The 25,860-nt window shown below is 58.4% G+C and carries 22 protein-coding genes; 20 read left to right on the top strand and 2 right to left on the bottom strand.

The window, feature by feature from the left end; translation table 11 throughout:
- The first annotated feature begins 89 nt into the window (after positions 1 to 89).
- Positions 90 to 1,049 carry a helix-turn-helix transcriptional regulator gene (locus tag FB593_RS21955; RefSeq protein ID WP_173998653.1) on the top strand — a complete coding sequence of 320 codons (960 nt, stop codon included), beginning with the start codon at positions 90 to 92 and terminating at the stop codon, positions 1,047 to 1,049.
- Between the two features lie 54 nt (positions 1,050 to 1,103).
- Here FB593_RS21955 and FB593_RS21950 read toward each other — a convergent pair whose 3' ends face one another.
- A complete protein-coding gene (locus FB593_RS21950) occupies positions 1,104 to 2,363 on the bottom strand; it encodes a RhtX/FptX family siderophore transporter (RefSeq protein ID WP_049790418.1) in 1,260 nt (419 codons plus the stop codon).
- A gap of 362 nt (positions 2,364 to 2,725) precedes the next feature.
- A complete protein-coding gene (locus FB593_RS21945) occupies positions 2,726 to 3,664 on the bottom strand; it encodes an AraC family transcriptional regulator (protein WP_013637579.1) in 939 nt (312 codons plus the stop codon).
- A 135-nt stretch (positions 3,665 to 3,799) separates the two neighbouring features.
- Here FB593_RS21945 and FB593_RS21940 point away from each other — a divergent pair, with 135 nt between their 5' ends.
- From FB593_RS21940 to FB593_RS21845, 19 genes are all read left to right on the top strand, one after another.
- The gene (locus FB593_RS21940) at positions 3,800 to 5,050 is read left to right on the top strand and encodes an ABC transporter substrate-binding protein (RefSeq protein WP_013637578.1); all 1,251 of its coding nucleotides are present in this window, start codon (positions 3,800 to 3,802) and stop codon (positions 5,048 to 5,050) included.
- A gap of 67 nt (positions 5,051 to 5,117) precedes the next feature.
- Positions 5,118 to 5,981: a carbohydrate ABC transporter permease gene (locus tag FB593_RS21935; RefSeq protein ID WP_003516941.1), complete on the top strand. Its 864-nt coding sequence runs from the start codon at positions 5,118 to 5,120 to the stop codon at positions 5,979 to 5,981.
- On the top strand, positions 5,978 to 6,796 hold the full coding sequence (locus FB593_RS21930) for a carbohydrate ABC transporter permease (protein ID WP_065660531.1): 819 nt from the start codon (positions 5,978 to 5,980) through the stop codon (positions 6,794 to 6,796). Before FB593_RS21935 ends, FB593_RS21930 begins: the two co-directional genes overlap by 4 nt.
- Before the next feature lie 7 nt (positions 6,797 to 6,803).
- On the top strand, positions 6,804 to 7,850 hold the full coding sequence (locus tag FB593_RS21925) for an NAD(P)-dependent alcohol dehydrogenase (RefSeq protein ID WP_003516944.1): 1,047 nt from the start codon (positions 6,804 to 6,806) through the stop codon (positions 7,848 to 7,850).
- Positions 7,850 to 8,899 carry an ABC transporter ATP-binding protein gene (locus tag FB593_RS21920; RefSeq protein WP_145166962.1) on the top strand — a complete coding sequence of 350 codons (1,050 nt, stop codon included), beginning with the start codon at positions 7,850 to 7,852 and terminating at the stop codon, positions 8,897 to 8,899. The genes FB593_RS21925 and FB593_RS21920 overlap by 1 nt, the downstream gene beginning before the upstream one ends.
- Positions 8,900 to 9,812: 913 nt before the next feature.
- Positions 9,813 to 11,396 carry an ABC transporter substrate-binding protein gene (locus tag FB593_RS21910; protein WP_025591696.1) on the top strand — a complete coding sequence of 528 codons (1,584 nt, stop codon included), beginning with the start codon at positions 9,813 to 9,815 and terminating at the stop codon, positions 11,394 to 11,396.
- 71 nt (positions 11,397 to 11,467) lie between these two features.
- The gene (locus FB593_RS21905) at positions 11,468 to 12,448 is read left to right on the top strand and encodes an ABC transporter permease (protein ID WP_013637573.1); all 981 of its coding nucleotides are present in this window, start codon (positions 11,468 to 11,470) and stop codon (positions 12,446 to 12,448) included.
- Entirely contained in the window at positions 12,448 to 13,365 is a 918-nt protein-coding gene (locus tag FB593_RS21900; protein WP_038497239.1) for an ABC transporter permease, read from the top strand. Before FB593_RS21905 ends, FB593_RS21900 begins: the two co-directional genes overlap by 1 nt.
- Entirely contained in the window at positions 13,365 to 15,200 is a 1,836-nt protein-coding gene (locus FB593_RS21895) for an ABC transporter ATP-binding protein (RefSeq protein WP_145166961.1), read from the top strand. The genes FB593_RS21900 and FB593_RS21895 overlap by 1 nt, the downstream gene beginning before the upstream one ends.
- Before the next feature lie 58 nt (positions 15,201 to 15,258).
- On the top strand, positions 15,259 to 16,020 hold the full coding sequence (locus FB593_RS21890) for a DeoR/GlpR family DNA-binding transcription regulator (protein ID WP_013637571.1): 762 nt from the start codon (positions 15,259 to 15,261) through the stop codon (positions 16,018 to 16,020).
- Positions 16,013 to 17,302: a Zn-dependent hydrolase gene (locus FB593_RS21885; protein WP_145166960.1), complete on the top strand. Its 1,290-nt coding sequence runs from the start codon at positions 16,013 to 16,015 to the stop codon at positions 17,300 to 17,302. The genes FB593_RS21890 and FB593_RS21885 overlap by 8 nt, the downstream gene beginning before the upstream one ends.
- Positions 17,299 to 18,264: a phosphotransferase gene (locus tag FB593_RS21880; protein ID WP_321186296.1), complete on the top strand. Its 966-nt coding sequence runs from the start codon at positions 17,299 to 17,301 to the stop codon at positions 18,262 to 18,264. The genes FB593_RS21885 and FB593_RS21880 overlap by 4 nt, the downstream gene beginning before the upstream one ends.
- Positions 18,265 to 18,294: 30 nt before the next feature.
- Positions 18,295 to 19,230, top strand: a complete 936-nt coding sequence (locus tag FB593_RS21875) for a choline/ethanolamine kinase family protein (RefSeq protein WP_003516958.1) — start codon at positions 18,295 to 18,297, stop codon at positions 19,228 to 19,230.
- The gene (gene hisN / locus FB593_RS21870; RefSeq protein ID WP_145166959.1) at positions 19,230 to 20,018 is read left to right on the top strand and encodes a histidinol-phosphatase; all 789 of its coding nucleotides are present in this window, start codon (positions 19,230 to 19,232) and stop codon (positions 20,016 to 20,018) included. The genes FB593_RS21875 and hisN overlap by 1 nt, the downstream gene beginning before the upstream one ends.
- Positions 20,019 to 20,027: 9 nt before the next feature.
- A complete protein-coding gene (locus FB593_RS21865) occupies positions 20,028 to 21,419 on the top strand; it encodes an ethanolamine ammonia-lyase subunit EutB (protein WP_060641971.1) in 1,392 nt (463 codons plus the stop codon).
- Between the two features lies 1 nt (position 21,420).
- Positions 21,421 to 22,227, top strand: coding sequence for an ethanolamine ammonia-lyase subunit EutC (gene eutC, locus FB593_RS21860; protein WP_145166958.1), 807 nt, complete (start codon positions 21,421 to 21,423; stop codon positions 22,225 to 22,227).
- Positions 22,228 to 22,586: 359 nt separating this feature from the next.
- Positions 22,587 to 23,738: a transporter substrate-binding domain-containing protein gene (locus FB593_RS21855; protein ID WP_019565875.1), complete on the top strand. Its 1,152-nt coding sequence runs from the start codon at positions 22,587 to 22,589 to the stop codon at positions 23,736 to 23,738.
- Between the two features lie 12 nt (positions 23,739 to 23,750).
- The gene (locus tag FB593_RS21850) at positions 23,751 to 24,359 is read left to right on the top strand and encodes an ANTAR domain-containing response regulator (RefSeq protein ID WP_145166957.1); all 609 of its coding nucleotides are present in this window, start codon (positions 23,751 to 23,753) and stop codon (positions 24,357 to 24,359) included.
- A 249-nt stretch (positions 24,360 to 24,608) separates the two neighbouring features.
- Positions 24,609 to 25,859, top strand: a complete 1,251-nt coding sequence (locus FB593_RS21845; protein WP_145166956.1) for a transporter substrate-binding domain-containing protein — start codon at positions 24,609 to 24,611, stop codon at positions 25,857 to 25,859.
- Position 25,860: the final 1 nt, after the last annotated feature.

The following is a 25,860-nucleotide window of genomic DNA, read 5'->3' as shown; positions in this document are numbered from 1 at the left end:
TATGCGCTATGAAACCGCCGGGCTTGGATGGGAACGAACCCGATTTGGATAGATGCGAACATCAACAGCAAAGACAGGTTTGATTTTTCATGGAAGTTGTCCGCCCCCTGAAACTTGGAACCCTCTCGCTACCTGATCCAGAAAGCAGACTGGTCTGCCGCACAATCCTTCTGGACATGTTGGGAGAAGCAACAATCACCGTTGAAGACGGTGATCTGGCGGGTGTCACCGGCCTTGTCTGGAAACACGAAAACCTTTCTCTCGCAACCGTTTACCTGCCCAAAACACCCTTGCGGCTGACAGCTCATGGGATCGGCAGGCCTGATATCGCGATGTTGCGTGCAACTGACGGAACCTTAATTGTCCATCATCGCAAGCACACTTTCGAACTGGAACCCCGTGATGTCATCATCCTTCCCACGGATATGGCATCGGAAATTATTTTGCCGGAAGGCGGGCGCCTCGACTGCGCCCATCTTCCCCATGCCGCCCTCACCCTTGCACGAAAGTCGATCGACCGGATCTTGTTGCGGCCCTTTTCAGCAGAATGCCTGCCATTGCAGTTGTTGACCCACTATGCAGGATATCTTCTTCAACAGGACCATCAGGACAAAGAGCATGCCACCATGATGGTGGCGCACTTCTACTCCCTGCTTCCCGTTCTCGCCCGATATGGGAACGAGGTTGCGCCTTCGGCAGTTCCGCAAAACCGCATTGAAGCGATCAAGGCGATGGTTGAGGAAAATCTTGCCGACGGTGCGTTTTCGATAGCTGATGTGGCACGCACCGAAGGCATCACACCGCGCGCGATCCAGAAACTTTTCAGTCGGACAGGCACGACCTTTTCGCGCTACGTGCTGGAGCGGCGGCTGGTGCTCGCCAAGAGCCTGATTCTTGCCGAGAACACCGCAACTCCGATCAGCCAGATCGTCTACAGCGTCGGTTTCAACGACCTGTCATATTTCAATCGCACCTTCCGCAGTCGTTACGGAATACGCCCGACAGACCTGCGCCGCATGACGGCGCCTGACGAGGCAAAAAACCTGTGAGGAATTAAGCCGTCTCGGGACACCGCTGGAATGCGTCACTCCGGCCGCTTGTGATCATCGCCGTAGCGACGCGCCTGAACCGCGTCCGATCCTTCCAAGAAACCAGACGGAAAGTCCCATTCCGACAAGCGAAAGAACTGTTGCCGTTGAAAACAGCGCCGAATAACCCATCCGGTCGGCAACCAGGCCGGCTGCGGATGCACCAACCATGTAGACGACCAGTTCGGCACAGGTGAGAATGGTAAAATCCGTTCCTGGCTGATCGTCCGAAGAGTTCTTCATGAAGAATGAATAGATGGCTACCAACTCCATGTAGCGGATCAGCGTCTGGAATGCCGAGGCCGACATCGCCACCCACATGCCGGGCCAGACGCCGGACGCATTCAGCGTGAAGGCGAGGAAGCACAAGCTTCTGAGGCCACCCAGCAGGATGAGCGTTGTCGTCAGGCCAACCTTGCGGATAATGGAGGCAGCGATACCCACGCCGATCAGGCCCGCAGTTGCCGCCGCTCCGCCAGAGAGGTAACCGATCCAGTCAGCCGGGACCTTGCTGTCAACCAGATAGGTGCCTTCCATCCCGCGCACGAGACCTTCGCTCGCCCGGTATGTCAGCGCAAATCCGAGGATCAGCCAGGCACTCGGACGGCGGAAGAAACCAGCAAGGCTTGCGCGCTTTTTTTCTTTGCCAACCGTGGGCGCTTCCGGCTGCATCGCCAGGGCTGCAAGAAGGGGCAGCAACGACAGCGCGGCTACCAGCAGTATCATCGTGCGCCATCCAGCGACATGAAACACCACCAGTGCCGCCGTCCCGCCAACGATTACGCCCAGCGCTACGGCACCCGCCTGCACGGCATTCCCCAGCGAGCGCGTCTTGTCGGTCAGGCATCTTACGGCGTAGCCGTCGGTTGCAATATCCTGGATTGAGGAGACAAGCGTGATCGATATGCAGATTGCAAAAAGGACCGTGGCATCGCTCGGATCCACCAGCGTCATGGAAGCGATACCGGCGCTGACGAGAAGCTGGGTCGGCACAACCCAGCCGCGGCGATGGCCAAGCTTGGGTAACGGAGACCATCGATCCACCAACGGCGCGACCGCAAATTTCAGGATGAGCGGCAGCATCAGCAACGAAAACAGCCCGATAGACGTGCGCGATGCCCCACTCTCGCGCATGATCGGCGGCAGGGCCACCAAAAGCAGATACGTCGGTATCCCCTGAGCGAGGTAAAGACCGCCCAGCACATACATCAACCGCCGCTCGAACGTCGAAGTCGAAACGGTGTCGCTAGGAATCGCGTCGTCGATTTGGGCCATTGCAAGAACCGAATTCATGAGCCCGGAACACCACAGACCCAGGTAAGGTTTTCAGCGCTTCAAACGCCGGTCTGTCCCGGAGCGTAAACAGGAGTATTTTTTAATCGTCTTTATCTCACCGGCAAGCAAATGCTTGGATATGGGCGAACCCGAATAGGACAATTGCGAACAGCCGCTCGATGCGACAGAGCTGAAGCAACAAATGCAGCGGCCGGCTGCCACCACCCTCGCAAGACTGGTTCAGGGAAATGGAGATGCCAGTCTTGTTGTGAGCGAAGAGGCCGACATATCGAAGCGGCGGTGATACGATAAAAACCGGATTGCAGCCCCAGGGATCGATAATATCTCGGCGCGACCACCCATTAAATGGACTTAACCGGCACTCCTCCAATGACGGACTTGGCTCTTATGCGCGCGGCCTTTCGGTAGGCCCGGGGCGTGAGTCCCATCTCCATCCGGAAATAGCGATTGAAGTTCGACAGGTTGTTGAAGCCCGCCTCGAAACAGATATCGGTGATCGATATTTCGGTCTCCGCGAGAAGGGTTCTTGCTCGCCAGACGCGGACGGATCGGCTGTAGTCAGAAAAGTTCATGCCGGTTAGACGCCGAAAGGCACGCGAGAAGGCGGACGGCTCGAAACCAACCATCGCAGCCACTTCATGCATCTGCGCACCAGGATCCGATTGCAGGATCTGGATTGCCTGGTCGATCCGGCGGTGCCTGCGGTCCGACACCTGGTTATAGACCGCTATGAAGTGTTCGCTGGCGAGCAACCTCTTTTCGGTGGCCGCTTCGATTGCCTCCAGTATCTCTAAAAACAGCCCGAGCCCACCACGGTGTCCCACCGCGTGAAGCTCGAGAATCTTCGCTCCAATCAAGAGCGCGTCGGCGCCCAGAACCTCGATCCCCCGTTGGGCCAGAGGCTTCAGCCGGTGGAGCACTTCAAACTCAGGGCATACTGCGCGAATACCGATCAGGGCATCCGCGTCGAATTGCAGGACCATGTCTCGGCCTGGCAAAGCCGGTGCACCGGGTGTGATCCAGTTGTGCGGCAGATTTGTCCCGGTGAGCACCAGATGCCCAGGCCGAAACGGGCCGATATAGTCCCCCACATAAGCAAATCCTGAAGCGTCAGGAATGAAGTGAATCTCCCATTCGGGATGATAGTTCCAGATGCAGATCGGATTGGGATAGTCGTCCCTCCGGATCAGATAGGAAGCGCCTCCGGGTAAGACGATCTGCTCGCGCGTGGCGGTGAAAGTCTCAGAGACTGTTTGAGGAAAGTCTGATGCAATAGGCATTCAATTGCTCATGTTACAGCGCACAAATGTCAATATAATACCAGTTCTGTGACGGAGGCAAACTAGTACGCGTCCGTTGCTTGCGTAAATGTGGGCTGGTCGATGGCAAGGGAGTTGCCATTCAGGGAGGACATCATGACACTCAACGCTCTCCGCGCCGGTTGCGCGGTTATCGCCATATTTGCCGCATCCAGCGCTTTTGCCGCCGCACAATGCACCAGCGACGTGCGTGTCCTGGCGCAGCCGCGCGACGGACTGACCCTTCTCGAAAAATATGTCGATGAGTTCGAAGAGCTCTCCGGCGCAGGCTTCGAGATCAGTTATCTCAACGAGAACGATCGCCGCGCGAAGTCGCAGGCCGACGCCTCGACGGTCGGAAGCTTCAACGTGTATTATGTTGATGAAGCCAATCTGGCGCTTTTTGCCTCCTCTGGCTGGATCGTCCCGCTTGATGGCTTTTATCCATCCGAATACGACTACAAAGACTTTGACGCCGGTATGCGCGCAGCTGCGACCTATGACGGCAAAGAGTGGTTTGCACCGGTGCAGGGTGGCGGCGACCTGATGGTCTACCGTACCGACCTCCTGGAAAAGGCAGGCATCGCGCCGCCGAAGACCTGGGACGAATATTTCGCAGCCGTGCAGAAGCTGCATGATCCGGCCAACGGCGTCTACGGCACTGCGCTTCGCGGACAGCGCGGTTCAGGCGCCAACGTCTGGCGCTGGATGCCGTTCTTCAAAGCAAACGGCGGCGAGTGGTTCAAGGACGGCAAGCCGGCCTTCAATTCGGATGCCGCGGTAAAGGCGACCGAAACCTATCTCGAACTCTTCAAATATTCGGCGCCGGGCACGCAGACCGGCTCTTGGGACGAATCCACCGGCGCCTTCCGCTCCGGCAAGGTGGCGATCATCATCGAATCCGCACCCCTTGGCGGCATGTCCGTCGACAAGGCACAGAGCCAGGTTGCAGACAAGGTTGCGTTCTCCGTTCCGCCGTCGCCGCTGCCGGGGGCCGGTTACGCCCATGGTTTTGCAATCGCGTCCAAGGCCAACAAGACAGATGAGGAAAAGGCCTGCGCTGGTCTCTTTGTTGCCTGGGCAACATCCAAGGAACAGGAAGCCCGCCGCCTCGCCGCCGGCCAGCCGGGCGAGTTGACGCGCACAAGCACCTATCAGAGCCCGGAATACGCCAAGACCTTTGGCCAGAACCTTGCCGACGCCATGGCGGCGACCGGTCAAAAGACCACAGTCACCTTCTGGCAGGATCCGCGCTGGCAGGAATTGGGCAACCAGTGGGGCATCATGCTGGAAGAGCTGATCACCGGTAGCCGCACTGACATCAAGGCGACGCTGAACGACCTAGAAGCCTTCGCAGCCAAACTCTGACGCCTCCCAAGCCGTCTGACGGGCGCGTCTGATGACGCGCCCCCTTTTCCCAATCCGAGGATCTGCCATGCGCCGAGGCCGCTCGCTGCCTTACGTCTTTCTTGGGCCCAGTTTGGGTATCCTGATCATTCTGGCGCTCGTGCCGACGATCTACGCTATCAATATATCCCTGCAGAACCGGACCCTTTCGGCACCCGATGCAGACTATGTCTGGTTAGCCAATTATCTGGCGCTGTTTTCGGATGCCCGTTTCCTGAACGCGCTCTGGGTATCTTTCAAGTGGGAGGTTATCAGCGTCTCGTTGACCATGGTGACGGGGGTTGCGCTCGGGATTGCCATGTTCGAGGCAGCGAGCCCCCGTATGCGCAACGTCCTTTGCGTGCTCTTCATCATTCCCGTTCTCCTGCCACGCGTGTGCGCCGCATTTGTGTGGAAGTTCGCCTTTCATCCGCTCTACGGCGCGCTGACCTGGCCGGTCCGGGAGCTCACCGGCATCACGCCCGACATTCTGTCGACGCCGCTCGGCGCCCTCCTTGCTGTTGCTTTCGTCGACGTCTGGCAATGGGGCTTGTTCTTTTCAGTGATCATCTTGAAGCTTCTCGAATCCCTGCCGCCGCAGCCGCTGGAAGCCGCACGCATAGATCGGGCAACCCGCTTCGAAATCCATCGTTTCGTGACCCTACCGATGCTGAAAGCACCCTTGATCAGTCTGCTGCTGGTCAAGGCGATCGAGAGTCTTCGCTCCTTCGACCTCGTTTACGTCATGACGCGCGGCGGTCCCGGCATCTCAACCGAGACGCTTGACATGTATGCCTATTCCCAAGGCTTCATAGAAGCCGGCAAAATCTCCTATGCGTCCTCCATGGCCGTCATCATGATGGTCCTGACCATCGTCACCTTTACCTTTACCTGGAAGAGGCTGAACCGATGAAGATATCCACCTTTCTGCTCAGGCTTTTGTTGGTTCTTGCCGCTGCACTTGTCGTGCTGCCCCTCCTATGGACCCTGCTAAACGCCTTCAAGACCAATGCCGATCTGCTGGTGTCAACGCCAAAGCTTATCTTCCAGCCTGTCTTCGACAATATGAGTTATGTGCTCAATCGCCGCTCGGTGGCGCGCGCACTTACCAATTCGTTGATCATCTGCTCGAGTGCGGTCGTGCTTGGCGCCGCGCTCGGTGTACCGGCGGCCTATGTGATTGCCCGGTTCAAGAACAGGATCACGGCGGAGGCGCAGTTCTTCGTTCTGTCGCTGCGCTTTCTGCCGCCCGTCGCGATCGCTATTCCCATGCTGGTCATCTGGCTCGGTCTTGATCTCTATGACACCCGGCTGTCGCTGATCGTGACCTATCTCATTGTGACAGCCTCGATCACCATCTGGCTTTCCGTGCCGGCTTTCGAGCGTGTCAGCCTTCACGTTGAAGAAGCTGCCCGGGTGGATGGGCTTGGCCCATATGCGACCTTCTTCCGCATCGCCCTGCCGATTGCCCGTTTCCAGGTCTTCGGCGCCATCGCCTTCTCCTTCGTCCTTGTCTGGAACGAGTTCCTGCTTGCCATGATGCTCACGACCTCGAAGGCAAAGACCCTGCCGATCATCGCGTCCGAGATGTCACAGCTCGGCATGAATGTGCCCTGGGGAATTCTGAACGCCGCCGTCGTCCTGTTGTCGCTGCCACCGCTGATCCTGCTCGGAGTGCTTGCCGGTGGCCTCAACGCCGCATTTTCCAAGAAAACTGACCAAGGTTGACTGACCCATGAAAGCACTTGTCCTCGAACATGTCGGCGAACTTTCCCTGCGCGATATTGAAATTCCTCAAGAGTTGGGGCCGGATGACGTTCGCATTCGTATCCATACTGTTGGCGTCTGCGGCAGCGACGTACACTATTACACCCATGGTCGCATCGGTGACTTCGTCGTGAACGCGCCCATGGTTCTCGGCCACGAGGCGGCTGGAACCGTCACCGAGACCGGCGCCAACGTCACCCATCTGAAGCCCGGCGACCGCGTCTGCATGGAACCGGGCATCCCCGATCCGAAATCGCGTGCGTCGCGGCTCGGCCTCTACAATGTTGATCCTGCCGTGACATTCTGGGCAACGCCGCCGGTGCACGGCGTCTTGTGCCCGGAGACAGTCCATCCGGCAAGTTTCACCTACAAGCTGCCTGACAATGTCTCCTTCGCGGAAGGCGCGATGGTTGAACCATTTGCCGTGGGCATGCAGGCGGCCGCCCGGGCGAAGATCACGCCCGGCGATACGGCGGTTGTTACAGGCTGCGGAACCATCGGCATCATGGTGGCACTGGCTGCCCTTGCCGGCGGCTGCTCGCGAGTGCTGATCTCGGACATTTCCGCAACAAAACTTAAACTGGCCGAAAGTTATGGCGGCATCACTGGTATCAACCTCAAGGAGGTCGATCTCATTGAGACCGTCAACGAGGCGACAGAAGGCTGGGGAGCCGATATCGTCTTTGAATGCTCCGGCGCACCGGCCGCGGTCCGTGATCTCTTCAAGGTCGTGCGCCCGGGCGGGACAGTCGTTATCGTCGGTCTGCCGCCGGAACCCGTCGCGGTAGACCTTGCGGCGGCCTGCTTCCGCGAATGCCGTATTGAAACGGTTTTCCGCTACGCCAATGTGTTTGACCGTGCCCTGGCGCTGATCGCCGCAGGCAAGGTCGATCTGAAGCCATTGGTTTCCGGCACCTATGCCTTTGATCAATCGATCAAGGCCTTCGAAAGGGCGGCCGAAGGCCGGCCAGAGGACGTAAAGCTGCAGATCGTCGTGGACGGGGAGACGAAGTGATGGCCACTGTTGAGTGCCGGGGGATCAGGAAAGTCTATGGTTCGCTTGAGGTCATGCGGGATTTTGACCTGAAGATCGACAACCACGAATTCGTCGTCTTTCTTGGCCCGTCAGGCTGCGGAAAATCCACTATGCTGCGGATGATTGCCGGGCTTGAAGAGATTTCAGGCGGGGATCTGCTCATCGGTGGCGAGCGGATGAACGATCGCGATCCGGGTGACCGGGGCATCGCCATGGTGTTCCAGAACTACGCGCTTTATCCCCATATGAGTGTGCGGGACAATATCACTTTCGGTCTCGAGAGGGCGGGAATAGGCAAAGCCGCGATCGATCAGCGCCTGGCGCCTGTGGTCGACGCGCTCGGTCTTGGCGTCTATCTTGCGCGCAAGCCGACGGAACTGTCGGGCGGCCAGCAGCAGCGTGTGGCCATCGCCCGAGCCATGATCAAGACCCCGGAGGTCTTCCTGTTTGACGAACCGCTTTCCAACCTTGATGCCAAGTTGCGCGGCAGCCTACGGGTCGAGATCGCGCGCCTCCACCGCGACCTGAAAACGACAAGCATATATGTCACTCACGACCAACTCGAAGCCATGACGCTTGCCGACCGTATTGTCCTAATGAAGGACGGCCGTATTGAGCAGATGGGCACGCCCGAAGAAATTTATCAGGCACCTCGGACAGTGTTTGCTGCCGGCTTCATCGGCACACCGAACATGAACTTCCTTCAGTTGCAGATGACACAGGAGTGGCTCGGCGACAATCTTGTCAGGTTTGCAGCTCCGGCAGGCCTACGCTCGGGTGAGGTCACCGTTGGAATTCGGCCGGGATCATTTCGTATAAACCAGGATGCTCAAGCCTTTCGCGGCACCGTCGAGCGGAACGAGTTCCACGGTGAGACACGTCTGATCTGCCTGAAAAACGACCGCCACGAGATCAATATTTCTGTTCCTGCAGACATAAGACCCGCCATCGGCGAGGTGCTTGGTGTTGAAGTGGCATCGTCCGACCTACACGTGTTTGATCCCGGCACCGGACTGAGGTTGATTTAGACCCACTCAGGTGGGACCTTCAATCACGTCGCGCAGGGCAACTGGACGGCTGCAATCCGCCTGGCCTTTGGCAGATGGCCTGTGACCGGAGCCGCAAAACGTCCTTCGATCCTGGTAGGGTCGGTTACCCTGAAGAGACGGGAAGCGCCAGGCATTCAAGGACGAGCAGTTCATTGGGATATTGAAAGAGCAGGATAGCGGCTGATATCAGCCGTAAACACGCAATATGCAGGCTGCGATTTATGACCGAACGGTTGCCATACCGAGCGGCCTTACGAGTGAAGTCGGCAAGCGTGGCCTAAAACTCTCGGGCGGTGAAAGACGGCAAATTGCCATGGCAAGAACCTTCTTCTGGTCCTGCTCTTATTTTCCTTACTGAGGCCAGCCCCAGCGTGAAACGACGGAACCGACAGCCCGTGCCGGCGACGTCACTATAACCGCGATCACCCATCGTACAGCATTAATCACTATGAAGGATCAAGTGATCAACTGAGGCGGCAGAGAGATGAGACCGCAGCGATAATGCGGGGGGCATGCACGAAATGGATCGGCGGATGTACTGCCCGCTGTTGATTCACGCCATCAAAAGAGCAAACGAAATATTCATTTGAACTCTCGTGAGAGTTTCAATCCGGCGGCGCTTGCAATCATGGTCGCTGTCCGTTTCGGACACATCCTGACAACGGATCAGCATCCCGCGATTCAACGGCAGAAATGACCCCGTAATTTTAGCGATCCGGCTGGTCGCTTAAATCTTTCTCATTCGACCAATAAATGGTCAGATCCCACAAATTGCATCAGACTGAAAGCGCGATTCTTGCAGGAAATCGAGATTGGCACGCTGTTTGCTTACGACTGATTTGACCGTTTTGACTGATTTGACGGTTTATTCAAAATAGAAAAGGGGAACTCGATGGGTTCAGAATTCAGTCGTCGTCGCTTCCTGCAAGGATCCGCGGGCGCAGCCGCCGTCGCTGGCTACATGCAGATCAATCCTGACTTCTTCATCTCGCCGGCCTTCGCACAGGCCGGCAAGACCATGACGTTCCTGTCGGCCGAAAACATTACCGGCAACTGGGACCCGACCGCTCATACGACACTTTCTCAGAAGAATATCGAAGGTTTCGTCATGGGCTTTCTTACCCGCACGCCGATGAAACTCGATGATCCCGGCGCGGTGGTGTACGAACTGGCCACCGACATCAAGCTGCTTGACCCGCACCGGCTACAGATCAAGCTGCGCGAAGGCATCGTCTTCCATGACGGCAAGCCGTTCAAGGCAGAAGACGTCAAGGCAACTTTCGAATATGGCTCCAGGGCAGATCGTCCGGCGCAGTGGTATCCCGGCCCGACCGAGACGCTGACGATCGAAACACCTGACGATTACACCGTCATCGTCGACACATCCAAGGGCGGCTATCCGGCCCATCTCTTCATCTTTCTTGCATCCTTCCTGCCGATCATGTCGGCCAAGGACGTCGCCGGCGGCCCAGGCGGCCCGCTCTCCCAGCGGCTCAACGGCACCGGTCCTTTCAAATTCGTCGAACAGCGCGGCAACGACACCGTGATGCAGGCCTATGACGGCTACTTCAAGGGCAAGCCGGCCATCCCCGGCATCAACTTCACCTTCACCGGCGACTCCACCACCCGTATGTTGTCGCTGATGAACGGCCAGGCTTCGATCGTTGAACGTCTGGAGCCTGAACAGGTTGACACGATCAAGGACAATCCAGCGATTTTCATCAACAAGGTCGTTTCCGTCGAGAACAAGTATCTTTGGTTCCGCTGCTCGAAACCGCCTTTCGACGATCCGCGTATCCGTCTTGCCGCCTGCCATTCGATCGATCGCGACATGATCATGGAACTGATGGGCTCGGCCGGCCATGCCTCGTCGAACTTCGTCTCGCCGGTCAAATTCGGCTATGTCGATCTGGCGAACTACCCGAAATTCGACCCCGAGAAGGCCCAGGCCCTGCTTGCCGAAGCCGGTTTCCCAAACGGCAAGGGCCTGCCGCCACTGGAATACATCACGTCCGTCGGCTTCTATCCAAAGACCAAGGAATATGGCGAGATGCTGACCGCCATGCTGCAGGAGCAGGGATTTAACGTCAGCCTGACCGTGCTTGAACCTGCGGCCTGGAACGAGCAACTGTACCATCGCCCCGGCGGCGGCCCGGGCCATATGGTCGATTGCGGCTGGTCGACAGCGTCTCCGGAACCGGATCTGGTCCTGCGCACCCATTTCCATTCCACCTCGCACCGCATCTGCGGCATCGAGGACAAGGAGATCGATGCCAGCCTCGACAAGGAACGTTCGGCACCGACGCTGGAAGAGCGCAAGAAGATCCTTCAGGAAGAGACCATGCCTCTCATCACCGCCAAGATGCCGGCACTCTCGCTGTTCACATCCGTGATGATCCACGCAATGCAGAAGGACTTTGAGGGCATGTACATCTATCCCGACGGGTCGATCGACGCGGCCAAACCTGCTGCCTGACCGTGATCAGCCACACGCCGCGATCAGGCGGCGTGTGGACTTGCCCGTGACTTCTCGAGCGGAGTGACTGAATGTTTGCCGTGAACTTCCTGATGCGACGCCTCATGCAGGGCGCCATCATCATATTCCTTGTGTCCTTGCTGATCTTTACCCTCTTGCGGGTGGTGCCGGGTGACCCGGTACGCCTTATGGCGGGCGGCATGGCGCCCGAAGCACTGATCGAAAAGATCGCAACCGACATGGGCCTTCGCGATCCCATACTGGTGCAATTCGGTCGCTACATGGGCGGTGTGGTTCGTGGCGATCTTGGCCAGTCCTTCGTGCGCCCGGCAAACGGCGCCTCGACCGGTGGCGCGACATTCAACGACTCAACTCGAGGCGAACGAGCGAAAGTCTTCGACCTGATTTTCGATGCACTTCCAATGACGCTTCAACTGGCGGCCGTGACGCTGGTGATTGCACTGATCTTCTCGGCAATCATCGGCATTGCCGGCGGGCTTGCGATCGGCAGATGGCCAGACAAGCTTGCCTTCTACATCTCATCGATATTCATCTCGCTGCCAAATTTCTGGCTTGGCATCGTTCTGGCATTGCTTTTCTCGGTGAAGCTCGGATGGCTTCCTGCCATTGGCTATCAGGGCTTTGCCTACACAATCTTGCCGGCAATCGTGCTGGCGGTCGAATTGTCTCCGGTGCTGATCCGCACGCTGGTCAGTTCCGTATCCAGCCAGATGATGGAGCCCTATGTGGCAGTCGGACGCGTACGTGGCCTGAGCCGTTCGCGGATCATCTCCAACCATGCGCTGCGCAACGCCTCGGTGCCGCTTCTCAACCTGCTCGGTGTGCAATTCTCCAGCCTGCTCGGCGGGGTCATCATCGTCGAATATATCTTCGATTATCCCGGGCTCGGCCTTCTGACCATCAATGCCGTGCTGCAGCGCGACTTTCCGTTGATCCAGGGTATCGCGATCGTCACGAGCGCCATCTTTGTACTGATCAACATTGTCGTCGATCTCGTCGCAACAACCATCGATCCGAGGCTTGAATACTGATGTCCATCACATCCGCACTCGACACCCCGATCATTTCTAAAATGGCGAGCCGCTCGATTGCGCGCCGCATATTCGATCGCGCCGCATCGACGCCCGGTTTTCGCATTGGCCTTACGATCTTCCTGCTGCTTGCGATTGCCGCCGCACTTTATCCGGAAATCAGTGGCGTCGACCCGACCAAGATGGATGTGAAGGCCCGCCTTCTGCCGCCACTTTTCTTCGGCGACAACTGGAGCTGGGGCCACCCGCTTGGCACCGATCAGATTGGCCGCGACATGCTGGTGAGGTCGCTTGTCGGCCTGCGTTATTCCTTCCTGATCGGGATTGCATCGGTTGCAGTGACACTCATCATCGGCTGCGCCCTCGGCACGATCGCCGGTTACTTTGGCGGTCGTATCGACATGCTGATCATGCGTCTGACCGATGCGCAGCTGTCTATCCCGATGATCATTCTGGCGATCGCCGTTCTTGGCGTGTCGCGTCCGACAATTCCGGCCATCGTCCTGGTGCTTGGTCTCTCAAGCTGGCCGGTCTATGCGCGCATCATGCGTAGCATTGTAATGACGGAAAGGCAGCGGGAATATGTGCGCGCTGCCAAACTTGGGGGCTCGACCGATTTCCGCATCATCGTCAGCCTGCTTCTGCCGCTGCTCCTGCCGCCGGTGATCTTCACCTCGGTGCTTGATGTGGCACGCATGATGATCTTTGAATCGACACTCGGCTTCCTCGGCCTGGGTGTCCAGCCGCCGACGCCGACCTTCGGCAATATCATTGCCGATGGCCGAAAGTATCTTCTGAACGCCTGGTGGATCGCTACCATGCCCGGCATTTTCCTCGGCCTCACTTTAACCAGCATCAATCTCATAGGCGCTTCGCTGGAACGGGCCCGCAACACCATCCACGGAGGGTCCGAGTGATGATCAAGCCGCTTCTTGAGCTGAAAAACCTCACCGTTAATGCCGGTCGCTCGGATAAGGCGAAGATTATTCTGGACAATATCTCCTTCAGCCTCGCGCCGCGAGAGATCGTCGGTGTGGTCGGGGCCAGCGGAGCCGGCAAGACGGTGCTGTCCAAGGCAGTCGTCAACTGGCTGGAACCGCCGCTTTCCGTGCGTTCCGGCAGCGTCCTCTTCGAAGGCAAGGATATTTACGGCATCTCCGAGAACGAGATGCGCACCCTGCGCCGCCGGGTCGCCTATGTCGGCGCCAATCCGATGGGTGCACTCGATCCGACGCTGCCGGTCGGCGTCCAGATCGTCGAGAAGCTGCGTGCGGTCGTTCCAGGAACCTCGCGGAAAGAGGCGGAAAAGCGCACGATCGAGCTTCTGGAGGCCGTCCGCATTCCCTCGGCCCGCGGCCGTTTCAGCGACTACCCTTCGCAGTTTTCCGGCGGCATGATGCAGCGCGCACTGATCGTTGATGCGTTGGTAACGAACCCGGCGCTGCTGATTGCAGATAACGTCACCCAGCCGCTCGACGTTACCGTCGCAGCCCAGGTCATCCGTCTGATGAAGGAACTGACCGACGGTTTCAATACCGCTGTGCTGTTCGTCTCCTCCTCCCTTCCCGTTGCCCGCGAAGCCTGCAACCGGATTTTGGTGATGGAGAAAGGTCGCATCGTCGAGGAACAGGAAACCGAAAGGCTAATCGCCGCCCCTGCATATGCCTATACGAAAGAGCTTGTCGAACAGACGCCGAAGATCTGGATCGAAAAGACCGAGATGCCGCGTCTCAACGACAAACGCGACGTTGTCTTGAGCCTGCGCGATGCCTCACAGGTCTACAGGGTAAAGAAGAAGACCGGCTTCGGTGGCTTCAACCATGTGCGTGCGGTTCGCAACGTCACCTTCGATGTCCGGCGCGGCGACAGTTTCGCGATCGTCGGTGAATCCGGTTGTGGCAAGTCGACGCTGATGCGGCTTCTGAGCAGGCTGGAACTGCCGAGCTCCGGCCAGGTTCTGTGCGGTGCCGACGATATCGCCATGCTCGGTGGCAAAGACCTTCTGACCTTCCGCAAGAAGCTGCAAATGGTACTTCAGGATCCGTTCGGTTCCCTGCCGCCACGCACATCGGTCGGGAAGATGCTGGAGGGCCCGCTTCGCACGCACGGATGGAAGGACAGTGCCAAAATTCGTGAGCGGGTTCTCAAGGTCATGGGCGAAGTCGGCCTCTCCGCCGATCTCTACGAGGAATTGCCGATCGGCCTGAGTGCCGGCCAGCGCCAGCGCATCAATGTTGCCCGTACGCTGGTTCTGGAGCCTGAAATACTGATCATGGACGAAACGCTTTCTGCCCTGGACCAGACAGAACAGTTCAAGCTTCTCGATCTTTTCCAGAAGCTGCAGAAGGAATACGACCTCACTTACATCTTCATCTCGCACGACCTTGCGATGGTCCGCAAGGTCTGCAACCGTGTGGCGGTAATGTATCTCGGCGAGGTCTTCGAACTGGCTGATAACGAGCGGTTGTTCTTCGACCCCGGACATCCTTACACAATGGCGTTGCTCAGCGCGATGCCGACACTTGAAGAACGCCGCTACAAGGCGGAAGACTGCCTTCTGGAAGGTGAACCGCCAAGCCCGATCGATATTCCTCCAGGTTGCAGCTTCAAGTCGCGCTGTCCGCGTGCGATGGAGAGATGCGGCAGCCTGCAGCCCGCGCTTACCGCGCGTGGCAGCCAGGATTTCGCCGCCTGTCATCTCATCCAGCCATTGGCTCTCGATGACGCAACCCGTCAAATGGCTTTAGCCTGAGCATGGTTGCGGCGCCACAGACGGGGCCGCGACGATCACTAGAATCCAGGGTGCATTCATGAGTTTCACCGAACATCGCCTCAAGCTTATCCTCGACATGCTGAAGCAAACCCAGCGCGTCAATGTGAGGGAGCTTGCCGATTATCTGCAGGTCAGCCAGGAGTCGATCCGGCGCGACCTCAAGGAACTTGAGATGCGCGGTTATGCCCGCCGCGTCTATGGCGGCGCGGTCCTTGACCAGCAGGAAAGCGATCAGCCGTTTACCGACCGACTGCGCGTCAGCTCACGCGAGAAAGCGAAGATCGGCGAGGCGGCAGCGTCGCTGGTCGAGGACGGCATGAAGGTGTTCATCGATACCGGCACCACAACGATTGCCTGCCTGAAACATATCGAGACGCGCAAGGACTTGACCGTTGTCAGCAATTCGCTGGCGGTCGCAGCCCACTTCTTCAATCTGCCGCAGGCAAGTGTGCGGGTTCTTGGCGGTCGCATGCGCCCGGATTATCAGGCGACATACGGCCATGAGACCGTGGCCGCGCTGAAAGAGCATTTCTTCGATCTCGCGATCATCGCCATCAGCGCCATTCACGCCGAACGCGGGTTCATGGATTTCGGCGAGGACGAGGCGATCCTGCGCCGCGTCGCCAAGGCCCAGGCAAAACGTTCGATCATTGTTGCCGACAGTTCCAAGTTTGGTCGTCTCGGCTCCATCCACACATTCGGCCTCAGCGAAATCGACGCGGTGGTGACCAGCGGCGTCATCGCGCGGGAATTTTCAGATCAATTCAATCAATCCAAAGTGGAAATCATACATGCCTGACGTCTCCTCCTCCCCTGTCCCGATCAATGCCGAGCGGCTCCAGATGCTGATGGAGACCCTCTCCACTTTTGGCGGCGGCCCCGATGGCTCGATGACCCGCCTGACGCTTTCCAGGGAAGACGGAATGGCGCGCGACTGGCTGGGGCACTGGTTTGCCGAAAACGGCTTCGAGCAGGCCGTAGACGCGATCGGCAACCAGTTCGGCAAGATGACCTTGGCGGGCGCAAATGCGCCCGTCGTCATGGTCGGTTCCCATATCGACAGCCAGCCGAACGGCGGTCGTTTCGACGGAGCGCTTGGCGTCATCGCCGCCTGCGAGGCGGTTTTGTCCGTCAGCGAACGTCTCAAGGCGGAAGGCAGGTTGTCCGCCTGCAACTTCCAGATCGTCAACTGGACCAACGAGGAAGGCGCCCGTTTCCAGCCGAGCCTGCTCGGCAGCAGCGTGTTTACAGGCGCCATTGACCTGGAATGGGCGCTGGAACGGGCCGACGGCGATGGCATTACGGTGCGCCAGTCGCTGGACGAGATCGGTTATGCTGGCAAGGAAAAGGTGGAAATTCCCGACGCATTGATCGAGCTGCATATAGAAGGTGACACGACGCTCAGCCGCGCCGGGGAGCGGTTCGGTATCTTCACGCGGTTCTGGGGCGCGACAAAATATCGCCTCGCCTTCCATGGACGCCAGGCACATACCGGCGCAACCCCGATGGCAGATCGCAAGGATGCGCTGCTTGCTGCTGCCTATCTGATCGCCGATCTCAAGCAGATATCGACCGAACACGGGCTGGACCTGCATACGTCGGTTGGCCGCCTGGAAGTCTTCCCCAATTCACCCAATGTCGTGCCGGCCGAAGCCGTGCTGTTCATCGAGCTGCGCTCGGGATCGCCAGACGTCCTGACGGAGGCGGAACGCAAGATGAAGATCAGGATCGAGGAAGCGGCGATGAAAGCCGGCGTCACCTCGGAAGTCCGCTCCATCGACCGCCGCAAGGCGGGAAGGTTTGCGCCGGGCCTGGTGATGCTTGCGCAAAGTGCGGCGGCGCATCTCGGCCAGAGCGCCCGTCACCTCGATACGATCGGCGGCCATGATGCCGTTGCCGTCTCCGATGTCTGCCCGGCGGTGGTACTGGCGGTTCAGAGCCGTGACGGCGTTATCCACCACCCCACCGAGTATACCTCGCCTGAAGACCAGGCCCTTGGCACGCAGATAGTGGCGGACATGCTTTACAAGATCGCCTGCGAAGGTTTGAAAGTTGTCGAACTCAGCGAGGCTGCCGAATGAAGAGATCGGGCTCTCCTCAATCACCGATGGAAGCGCGCGCGGAGAAGGCGCTTTCATTCTTTTCCGCAGTGATTGGCGACACTCCTTCCTATGCGCCGGGGACGGCAGCTGTCGCATCGCCATCCTATCATGCCGTCGAATCCCGCGGTTTCGTGGTCGCGTCGACAGATGGGGAGGCACGTTATTTCCTGCGTCTCGGTGCCGATGAGGTAACCGATCTCGTGGATGCCGAGACCGCAAATGCTGCGGCACACCGTTTTCACAGCCTTGGTCTTTCGCCAGAGCCGATTGGTTACGATGCCGGAACGGCCAGCATGCTGTTTGCCCGACTTGGCGACGGCTGGCGAGCAGCAAGGATCGACGATCTCATGCAGCCGAAAACTGTTGCCCGCCTGATCGAGATGCAGACGACGATCGCAGGGGGTGTTTCCACCGGCCGAACATGGTCAGTCTTCGACGGCATCGATCAGCTCTGGGCGATCGTGAGTGCCGGTGACACCAGCCTGCCCGGCGATGTCGAATGGATGCTCTCCTGGATGACGCCGATCCGCGAGGCAGTTTCAGCGGCCGGCGTGGACCTGAAGCCGGCCCATGGTGATCCGCAGGCTTCTAATGTCATGCTAGGCCCAGACGGGAAAATGCAGCTCGTGGACTTCGACATGGCTGCCGACATCGACCCCTACTATCAGCTCGGCGTCCAGATGAACGAACTCTACCAGTTCGAAAGCCAGATGAGGCCCTTGCTGGAAATGCACGATGGAGGTTTCAGCGAAAGAAACTTCAACCGCTGCCGTGTCTATGCGGCGGCAGACGACCTCTACTGGGCGTTGCGCAGCCTCGTACTGGAGCTTCGTTCGCCGCCGCGGGGTGTCGAATTCCTGAAATATGCCGGCTGGCGGTTCCTGCGTTGCCGAATGCTGCTCGGCCAGCCGGATTTCGAGGCCAGGCTGAGAGCGCTCTAGGCATACGAGAACGATAACGGGAACAAGCCTATGAATGAACTGGGAATGGCACGATCCGATGCCGAACGGGCAGTTGAGGCTGCAATCATCCAGGTACCACCTTGGGAAGGACGGCGGCTGCGCTACAGTCCGGTTTCCGGCGGAATCAGCAACACCAATTTCCGCATCGAGGTCGAAGGTGAAGAGCGTGGCTATTTTCTAAAGATTCCCGGCCGCGGCACCGAGATGTTCATCGATCGCAAGGCCGCCGCTGCCGCCAGCAAGCAGGCGGAAGTGATCGGAATCGGCCCGAAGACATTCGACTATCTCGATCACCTCGACATCGAAATCGCCGAGTTCATCGACGGTCGCCGCGCCTCGACACATAGGGATTTTGCAGACCCGGCGATCCGCAACGAAGCGGTGCGCGTCTATCGGCAGTTTCACGATGCCCCTGCCCTGCCCCTGACAAAAACCGTCTTCGACATGATCGAGGAACATTTCGACCAAGTGCGCCAGCTTGACGGCCACTGGCCGCTCGACCACGACTGGCTCTTGCGCAACTACAGACAGGCGCGCGCCGCGCTTGAGGCATCCGGGCTCGATCTGGTTCCCTGTTTCAACGACCCGATGCCGGGCAATTTCCTGATCGGTGAAGACAAGTCGATCAAGCTGATCGATTTCGAATATGCGTCGAACAATGAGAGGCTCTACGATCTCGCGATCTGGAGTGGCGAGATGTTCTATTCCGAGGCGACCGACTGCGAGATAATCGAGGAGTATTTCGGTCGTTACGACAAGGCGCATCACGCTCGCTTCATCGTCCACAAGGCACTCGCCGACATCAAGTGGAGCACCTGGGCGATGGTACAAAACCGGATATCGACCCTCGATTTCGACTTCTACAAGTACGGAATCTGGAAGCATATGCGCGCCCGCTCGATTATCCACGATCCCCGTTGGCCCCTGTTCCTGAAAGCCCTTTGATGCCCGTCACCGATATCAGCCCGCAAGAAGCTGCGACCTATATCACCTTCGCCGCGGAACTTGCCGACGCCGCGCGTCCGCTGGCGCTCTCCTATTTCCGGACCCCGCTCGACGTTATCTCAAAACTCGACGATAGCCCGGTGACAATCGCCGACCGGGCGATCGAAAAACATCTCCGCGAGATGATCGAGGCGCGCTTTCCCGATCACGGCATCCATGGTGAGGAGTTCGGCGTAAAGGAAGGTAACGCCTTTACATGGGTGCTGGACCCGATCGACGGCACCAAGAGCTTCATCACCGGTTTCCCGCTGTTTGGTACGCTTGTCTCACTGACATTTCAGGAAAAGCCATTCTGTGGTCTGATCGATATTCCAGCCACCGGCGAATGCTGGCAGGGCCGGCCGGGAGAGACACTCTTTGCTGGCAAGCCGGCCCACGCCAGCGGCTGCGAAAACCTCTCCAGCGCCCGTTTTTATACGACTTCGCCGGACATGTTCGTGGACAGCGAAGCTGAAAGCTTCGAGCGTCTCTCCCGCAAAGCCAGGCTGCGGCGTTTCGGTGGAGACTGCTACATCTATGGTCTGATCGCTTCCGGCCATTGCGACATCGCTCTCGAGACGGGACTTCAACCTTACGACTACATGGCTCTCGTGCCCGTTGTGACGGGTGCCGGCGGATGCATTACGGACTGGCGGGGCAATGCGCTTTCGATCCATTCCGACGGACGGGTTCTGGCGTCGGCCACCCCGAGACTTCATGACGAAGCCCTGGCCCTCCTCAACCGGTGACGTGAACAAATGCCCTATACGACGACAATCGAGCAGACTGTCTTCCGCTTTGATGATCTGAAAATGCTGCTGGCGAAAGCAACCCCGGAGCGCTCCGGCGACCAGCTGGCCGGCATTGCGGCGCAAGGCCCGGTCGAGCGCTTGGCAGCCCAGATGGCGCTGGCCGATCTCCCCTTGAAGGCATTTCTCGGCGAGGAGCTCATTTCGTCGGAGGATGACGAGGTTTCCCGACTGATCGCGCAACGGCACGATCCGGCAGCCTTTTCCGCAGTTTCCTCGCTTACTGTCGGTGAATTGCGCGAATGGCTGCTCAAGCCCGAGACGTCGCATGAGCGGCTGGAGGCGGTGACCTTTGGACTGACGCCGGAAATGGTCGCGGCTGTGTCGAAGATCATGCGCCTGCAGGACATGATAGCTGTTTCTGCCAAGCGACGTGTCGTGACGCGATTCCGAAACACGATCGGGCTCGCCGGGCGGCTTTCCACCCGCAACCAGCCCAACCACCCGACCGATGACAGCCGCGGCATCATAGCGTCTGCCATCGACGGGCTGCTGATGGGGTCGGGAGATGCCGTGATTGGCGTCAATCCCGCGACCGATGCGACGGATGACTATATCCGCATCGTTTCCTTGCTCGACGAATTGCGGGAAAAGCTTGCGATCCCGACACAGACCTGTTGCCTTGGCCATGTAACGACGGCGATCCAGGCAATCGAACGGGGTGCGCCGGTCGATCTCGTCTTCCAGTCGGTGGCGGGATCGGAAAAGGCCAATCGCGGCTTCGGCATCGATCTGGCGCTTCTGAAGGAGGCACATGAGGCGGGGCGGTCGCTTGGTCGTGGCATGCCGGGCGCAAACGTCATGTATTTCGAGACTGGGCAGGGCGCGGCGCTTTCGGCCGATGCGCATTTCGGCGTCGACCAGCAGACGATGGAGGCACGTGCCTATGCCGTGGCGCGCGAGTTCGATCCACTGCTCGTCAATACGGTCGTCGGTTTCATCGGGCCCGAATACTTGTTCAACGGCAAGCAGATCATCCGTGCCGGCATCGAGGATCATTTCTGCGGCAAGCTCCTTGGCCTGCCGATGGGCGTCGACGTCTGCTACACCAACCATGCCGATGCTGATCAGGAAGATATGGATACGCTGTTGACGCTCCTCTGCGCAGCCAATGTCAATTTCGTCATCACCGTTCCCGGCGCCGACGATATCATGCTGAACTACCAGTCGCTATCGCATCACGATGCCGTCTATTGCCGCGAGACGCTGAAACGGCCACCCGCACCAGAGTTCGAGAAATGGCTTTTCGAAATCGGCCTGACCGATCCAGATGGCGCGCTGGTCGGCGAGCCTGTCGCGCTTTCCAATTATGTCCGCAACAGCGCATTGATCGGAGCCTGACATGGAAGAGGTGAGAGAACCCACTGCTGCCGGAAAAAACCTCACTATCAAGGATATGACCGATGCGCGTGTTTCGCTCGGCCGTCATGGCGCGGGTCTTCCGACACGCGCTCAACTTGCCTTCCTTCTCGACCACGCGCGGGCACGCGAAGCGGTCTGGACGAGCGTCGACCGGCCCTCGCTGGCAGACAGGCTCGATCGTCTCGGCCTTCCGGCTGTCAATGTCGATAGCATGGCAAGTGACCGCAGCACCTATGTGCGGCGGCCGGATCTTGGCCGGCGGCTTGCGGCGGAATCTGAAAAACGGCTGAAACATGAGAGAACGATCAATGGCTATGATGTCGCAATTATCGTCGCGGACGGCCTGTCGTCCCACGCAATCGATCTCAATGCCGTGCCGTTGATCGAGGCGCTTGTTCCGAAGCTCGCTATCCTGAACCTGACGGCTGCACCAATTGTGCTGGCGAGCCAGGCGCGCGTCGCGCTCGGCGATCCTGCCGGTGAGGCATTAGGTGCAAAACTGACGATCGTGCTTGTCGGCGAACGTCCGGGACTCTCAGCTGCCGACAGCCTCGGTGCTTATATCACTTACGGTCCCAAGTCGGGAAACCTGGATTCCAGCCGAAATTGTGTCTCCAATATCAGGGATGGTGGTCTGCCGGTCTGCGAAGCTGCCGAGATCATTGCGACGCTGACCAGGGATATGATGAGGACCCGCGTCAGTGGCGTGGCGCTCAAGGCTGCCATGGTGGAGTTTCTCGAAAGACATGACAATTCGCTTCAAGCTAAAGACCTACTGACAATTTGAAGTCTTTGCGGTGCGAAACCCTCGGAACGCGGCCCATCTGCTTTGGAAGGATTGCGGCCTGTCGTCGAAAGTCCAGTCGACTGCCTCGTGTTGGGTGCGGAGAGGCGGATGAAGGGAAGTAGACATCGCTCGCTGGAGCAAAAAGGTGTGTGCGTATTCTCGATGCTCAGGCGAAAACGTGGAGGAATTTTGATCCCATGATTTTACATTTGCGAGTGTTTTCGGCTCTCCTCTGTGTTGCCACGGGACACGGAAACTGACATCATCGTTTTGCAGGCTTCAACGGGCCGCTGATATTCCATGAGCAGGGTAGCTCTCGACCGGAAACGGGCGGGAGCTTTTTTATTTTTTGGTGGGCGATGATGCATTCAGAAAGCTGGCGGGTCGGTGTGTTGTTCTCTGAGACGGGTGTGACCGGAGCCGTCGAAAAAACCCAGAGGTTCGCGACCTTGCTGGCGATCGACGAAATCAATGCGGCTGGCGGCGTCCTCGGCCGGATGATCGAGCCTGTCGCCTATGACCCTAAATCGACGCCCAATCTCTATAAGGAACTTGCGGTCAAGCTTTGCGACGAGGATCGGGTCCGGGTCGTTTTCGGTTGCCATATGTCTAGCACCCGAAAAGCCGTGCTGCCCGTCATCGAAGCTCGAGAGGCCCTGCTATTCTATCCGACACTGTATGAGGGGTTTGAATACTCTCGGCACTGTATCTACACCGGGGCCGCACCCAACCAAAACTCCGTGCAGCTGGTCGACTTCCTCACCAAGCATTATGGAAAGCGGGTTTTCCTTGTGGGTTCGAACTACGTCTACCCTTACGAATCCAACAGGACGATAAGCGATCTCTTTCTTCAGCTGGGTGGTCAGGTGCTGGACGAAATATATGTTCCTCTCAACCTCAAGCCCGAAGATGTCGCCAAAATCATCCGGCATATTCGCGCGGCACGGCCGGATGTCATCTATTCGACGATCGTCGGCGACGGCATCATTCCCTTCTACACGGCGTTCAAAGAGGCGGGTTTTGATTCAGCGACGATGCCAATCGCCAGTCAGTCGACAAGCGAGGCCGACGTGATCCGGATGCGGCCGGAAGTGGCCGAGGGGCATATCACCGCGGCCCCGTTTTTCGCCTCCCTGGATACGCCTCGCGCGCGTGCCTTCGTCTTGGCTTACCAACAGCGATACGGCCAGCAGATGCTGCCGACCGCGCCGGCCGAAGCGGCCTATTTCCAGGTCTATCTCTATGCGGGAGCTTTGCAGCGGGCCGGTGGCGACGGGCTGGAGCAGCTTCTTCCAGCCCTTTACGAGGTCGAGTACGACGCTCCGCAAGGCGCTGTGAAGATAGACCGGCTGACGAACCACACCCATCTGTGGCCAAGGGTTGCAAAAGTAAATGCGCAAGGCAGCTATGACATCGTCCATGACCCGTCGCTGCGCGTGGCGCCAGATCCGTTCATGCGAGAATATCGCCCGGACCTGACGCAGCCGTTCCCACATCGTGTTCAGGTCTGAGAAGGAGCGACGATGTCTTTCGCCCTTCTCAGAGATTTGCGGGACCTCAAGGTTCTGGTGATTCATCCCCGGACATCCGAAGGAGAGTTTCTCGTCGATCACCTGCGCCGTATCGGTTGTACGGTCAGTTGCCTCTGGCCGGTCCCTGCCGAGTTGCCACACGGCACGGATGTCGTCTTTCTTGCCATGGAAGACGAGGCGCGACCGGAAATCGAACGCCTGCTGAAGTGCCTCCCCAATCCCGCTCCGACCATGCTCGCCATCGTCGGTTACGAAAATCCCTCCACGTTGCAGATCGTTCTGGAAAGCGGCGCGCTTGCCATTGTCGAGAGACCGATCAAACCGTTCGGCCTGCTGACAAATCTCGCCATAGCGCGCAGTCTCTGGCTTGAGCGCCAAAGGCTCGTCAAGGAAGCCCGTAAATATAAGCGCAAGGTCTTGGGAGACCAGAAGCTCGCCCGGGCTAAGGCCATTCTCATGGCCAATCGCGGCACGAGCGAGAATGAGGCGTATCGTGAAATGCGCGAGCAAGCGATGGCTCGGCGGGTCCCAATCGATGAAATCGCCAATTCGATTATCAACGCCGAACAGCTCTTGCGCCCTTGCCAAAAACATGATTAGTTTTTGATGTGTTCCAAATGAACACCTCCGGCACATCCCTTCGTTTCGCGAAGCCATGTGCCGCTGTTGCACGCGGCGCAGCCGTGATGCGATGATGGCAAGGGTGCCCGCAGGCTGTGAAAAGCCTCGCGGGTTTTTTGTTATCTGCTGACAGTGAAGTCGGCCTTCCAGTATTTTTTCGGCATGAAAGCCTCGCCGTAGAGCCGGGCAGTGCCGTCGCGTGCGCCAATCAAAAAAAGGGGAACCAAGATGGTGTTCAACAGACGTGACTTTCTGAAAACCGCAGCCACCGCTTCAGCCGCACTCGCCTTGCCGGCGCTGGGCAGCCGGGCCTTTGCAGCCGATGCTATAAAGGTCGGTGCGCTCTACTCACAGACGGGCGGGCTTTCTGTCGCCGAGAAGCTTCTCGCCAACGGTGTCATGATGGCCGTGGCCGAAATCAACGCAGCCGGCGGCGTTCTTGGCCGCCAGGTGGAAGTCGTCGTCGAAGACGGCGCTTCCGATCCGAAGACCTTCAGCGAAAAAGCATCGAAACTGATCCTCAAGGACAAGATTTCCACCATCTTCGGCTGCCACACCTCTGCCAGTCGCAAGGCCGTGCTGCCGATCTTCGAACGGCGCGGCGCGATGCTGTTCTACCAGACGCACTATGAGGGCTTTGAGTGCTCGCGCAACGTCGTCTATTCCGGCGCCGTTCCAAACCAGCAGCTCTCCAACTACATTCCCTGGATTGTCGAGAAACTGGGCAAGAAGAAGTTCTTCATCGTTGGCTCCAACTATGTCTATCCGCGCGAGATGGCCAAGGTTTCCAAGAAACTGATCGAGGCGGCGGGCGCAGAATGGGTGGCGGACGAATATCTGGAACTTGGACACTCCGAATGGGCTGTCATGGTCAGCAAGATCAAGGAATCGGGCGCCGACGTGGTTCTTTCCAACGTGGTTGGCGACTCGATCATCGCCTTCTACCGCGAGTTCAAGAACCAGGGCCTCTCGCAGGAGGTTATCCCGATCTGCGCGACAGTGACCTCCGAAATCGAGATCGCCGCCATGGGCGCCGAATATGCGGCGGGCAGCTACACATCATTTCCATATTTTATGTCGATCGAAACGCCGGCCAACAAGAGCTTCATCGAACGCTTCAGGACCTTCGTCAACGATCCGAAGGCAGTGACATACCATTCGCTCGAGGCCGCCTATTTCCAGGTATTCCTGTGGAAGCAGGCAGTGGAGAAATCCGGCGATCTGTCCGCCGATGCTATCCGGGCCGGCATTCGTGGCCAGACCTATGACGCGCCCGGCGGCAAGGTGACCACCGACCCCGACAACCTGCATTGCTGGCTGACGCCGCGTATCGGCCAATGGCAGCCGGATGGACAAAGCAAGGTCGTCAACGCCTACCCGGCACCGATCAAGCCGCTGCCCTATTCGGCCTATGGCGAGACGGAAAGCAATCTTTTCTGCACCAGCAACGGTCTCGACGCAGCAAAGCTCAAGGGCTGAC

This window comes from Rhizobium sp. SJZ105, assembly GCF_007828365.1.
In the GTDB taxonomy this organism is placed as follows: domain Bacteria; phylum Pseudomonadota; class Alphaproteobacteria; order Rhizobiales; family Rhizobiaceae; genus Agrobacterium; species Agrobacterium tumefaciens.
The sequence above is the reverse complement of the archived record's forward strand: the minus strand, read 5'-3'. Positions and strand labels throughout refer to the sequence as shown.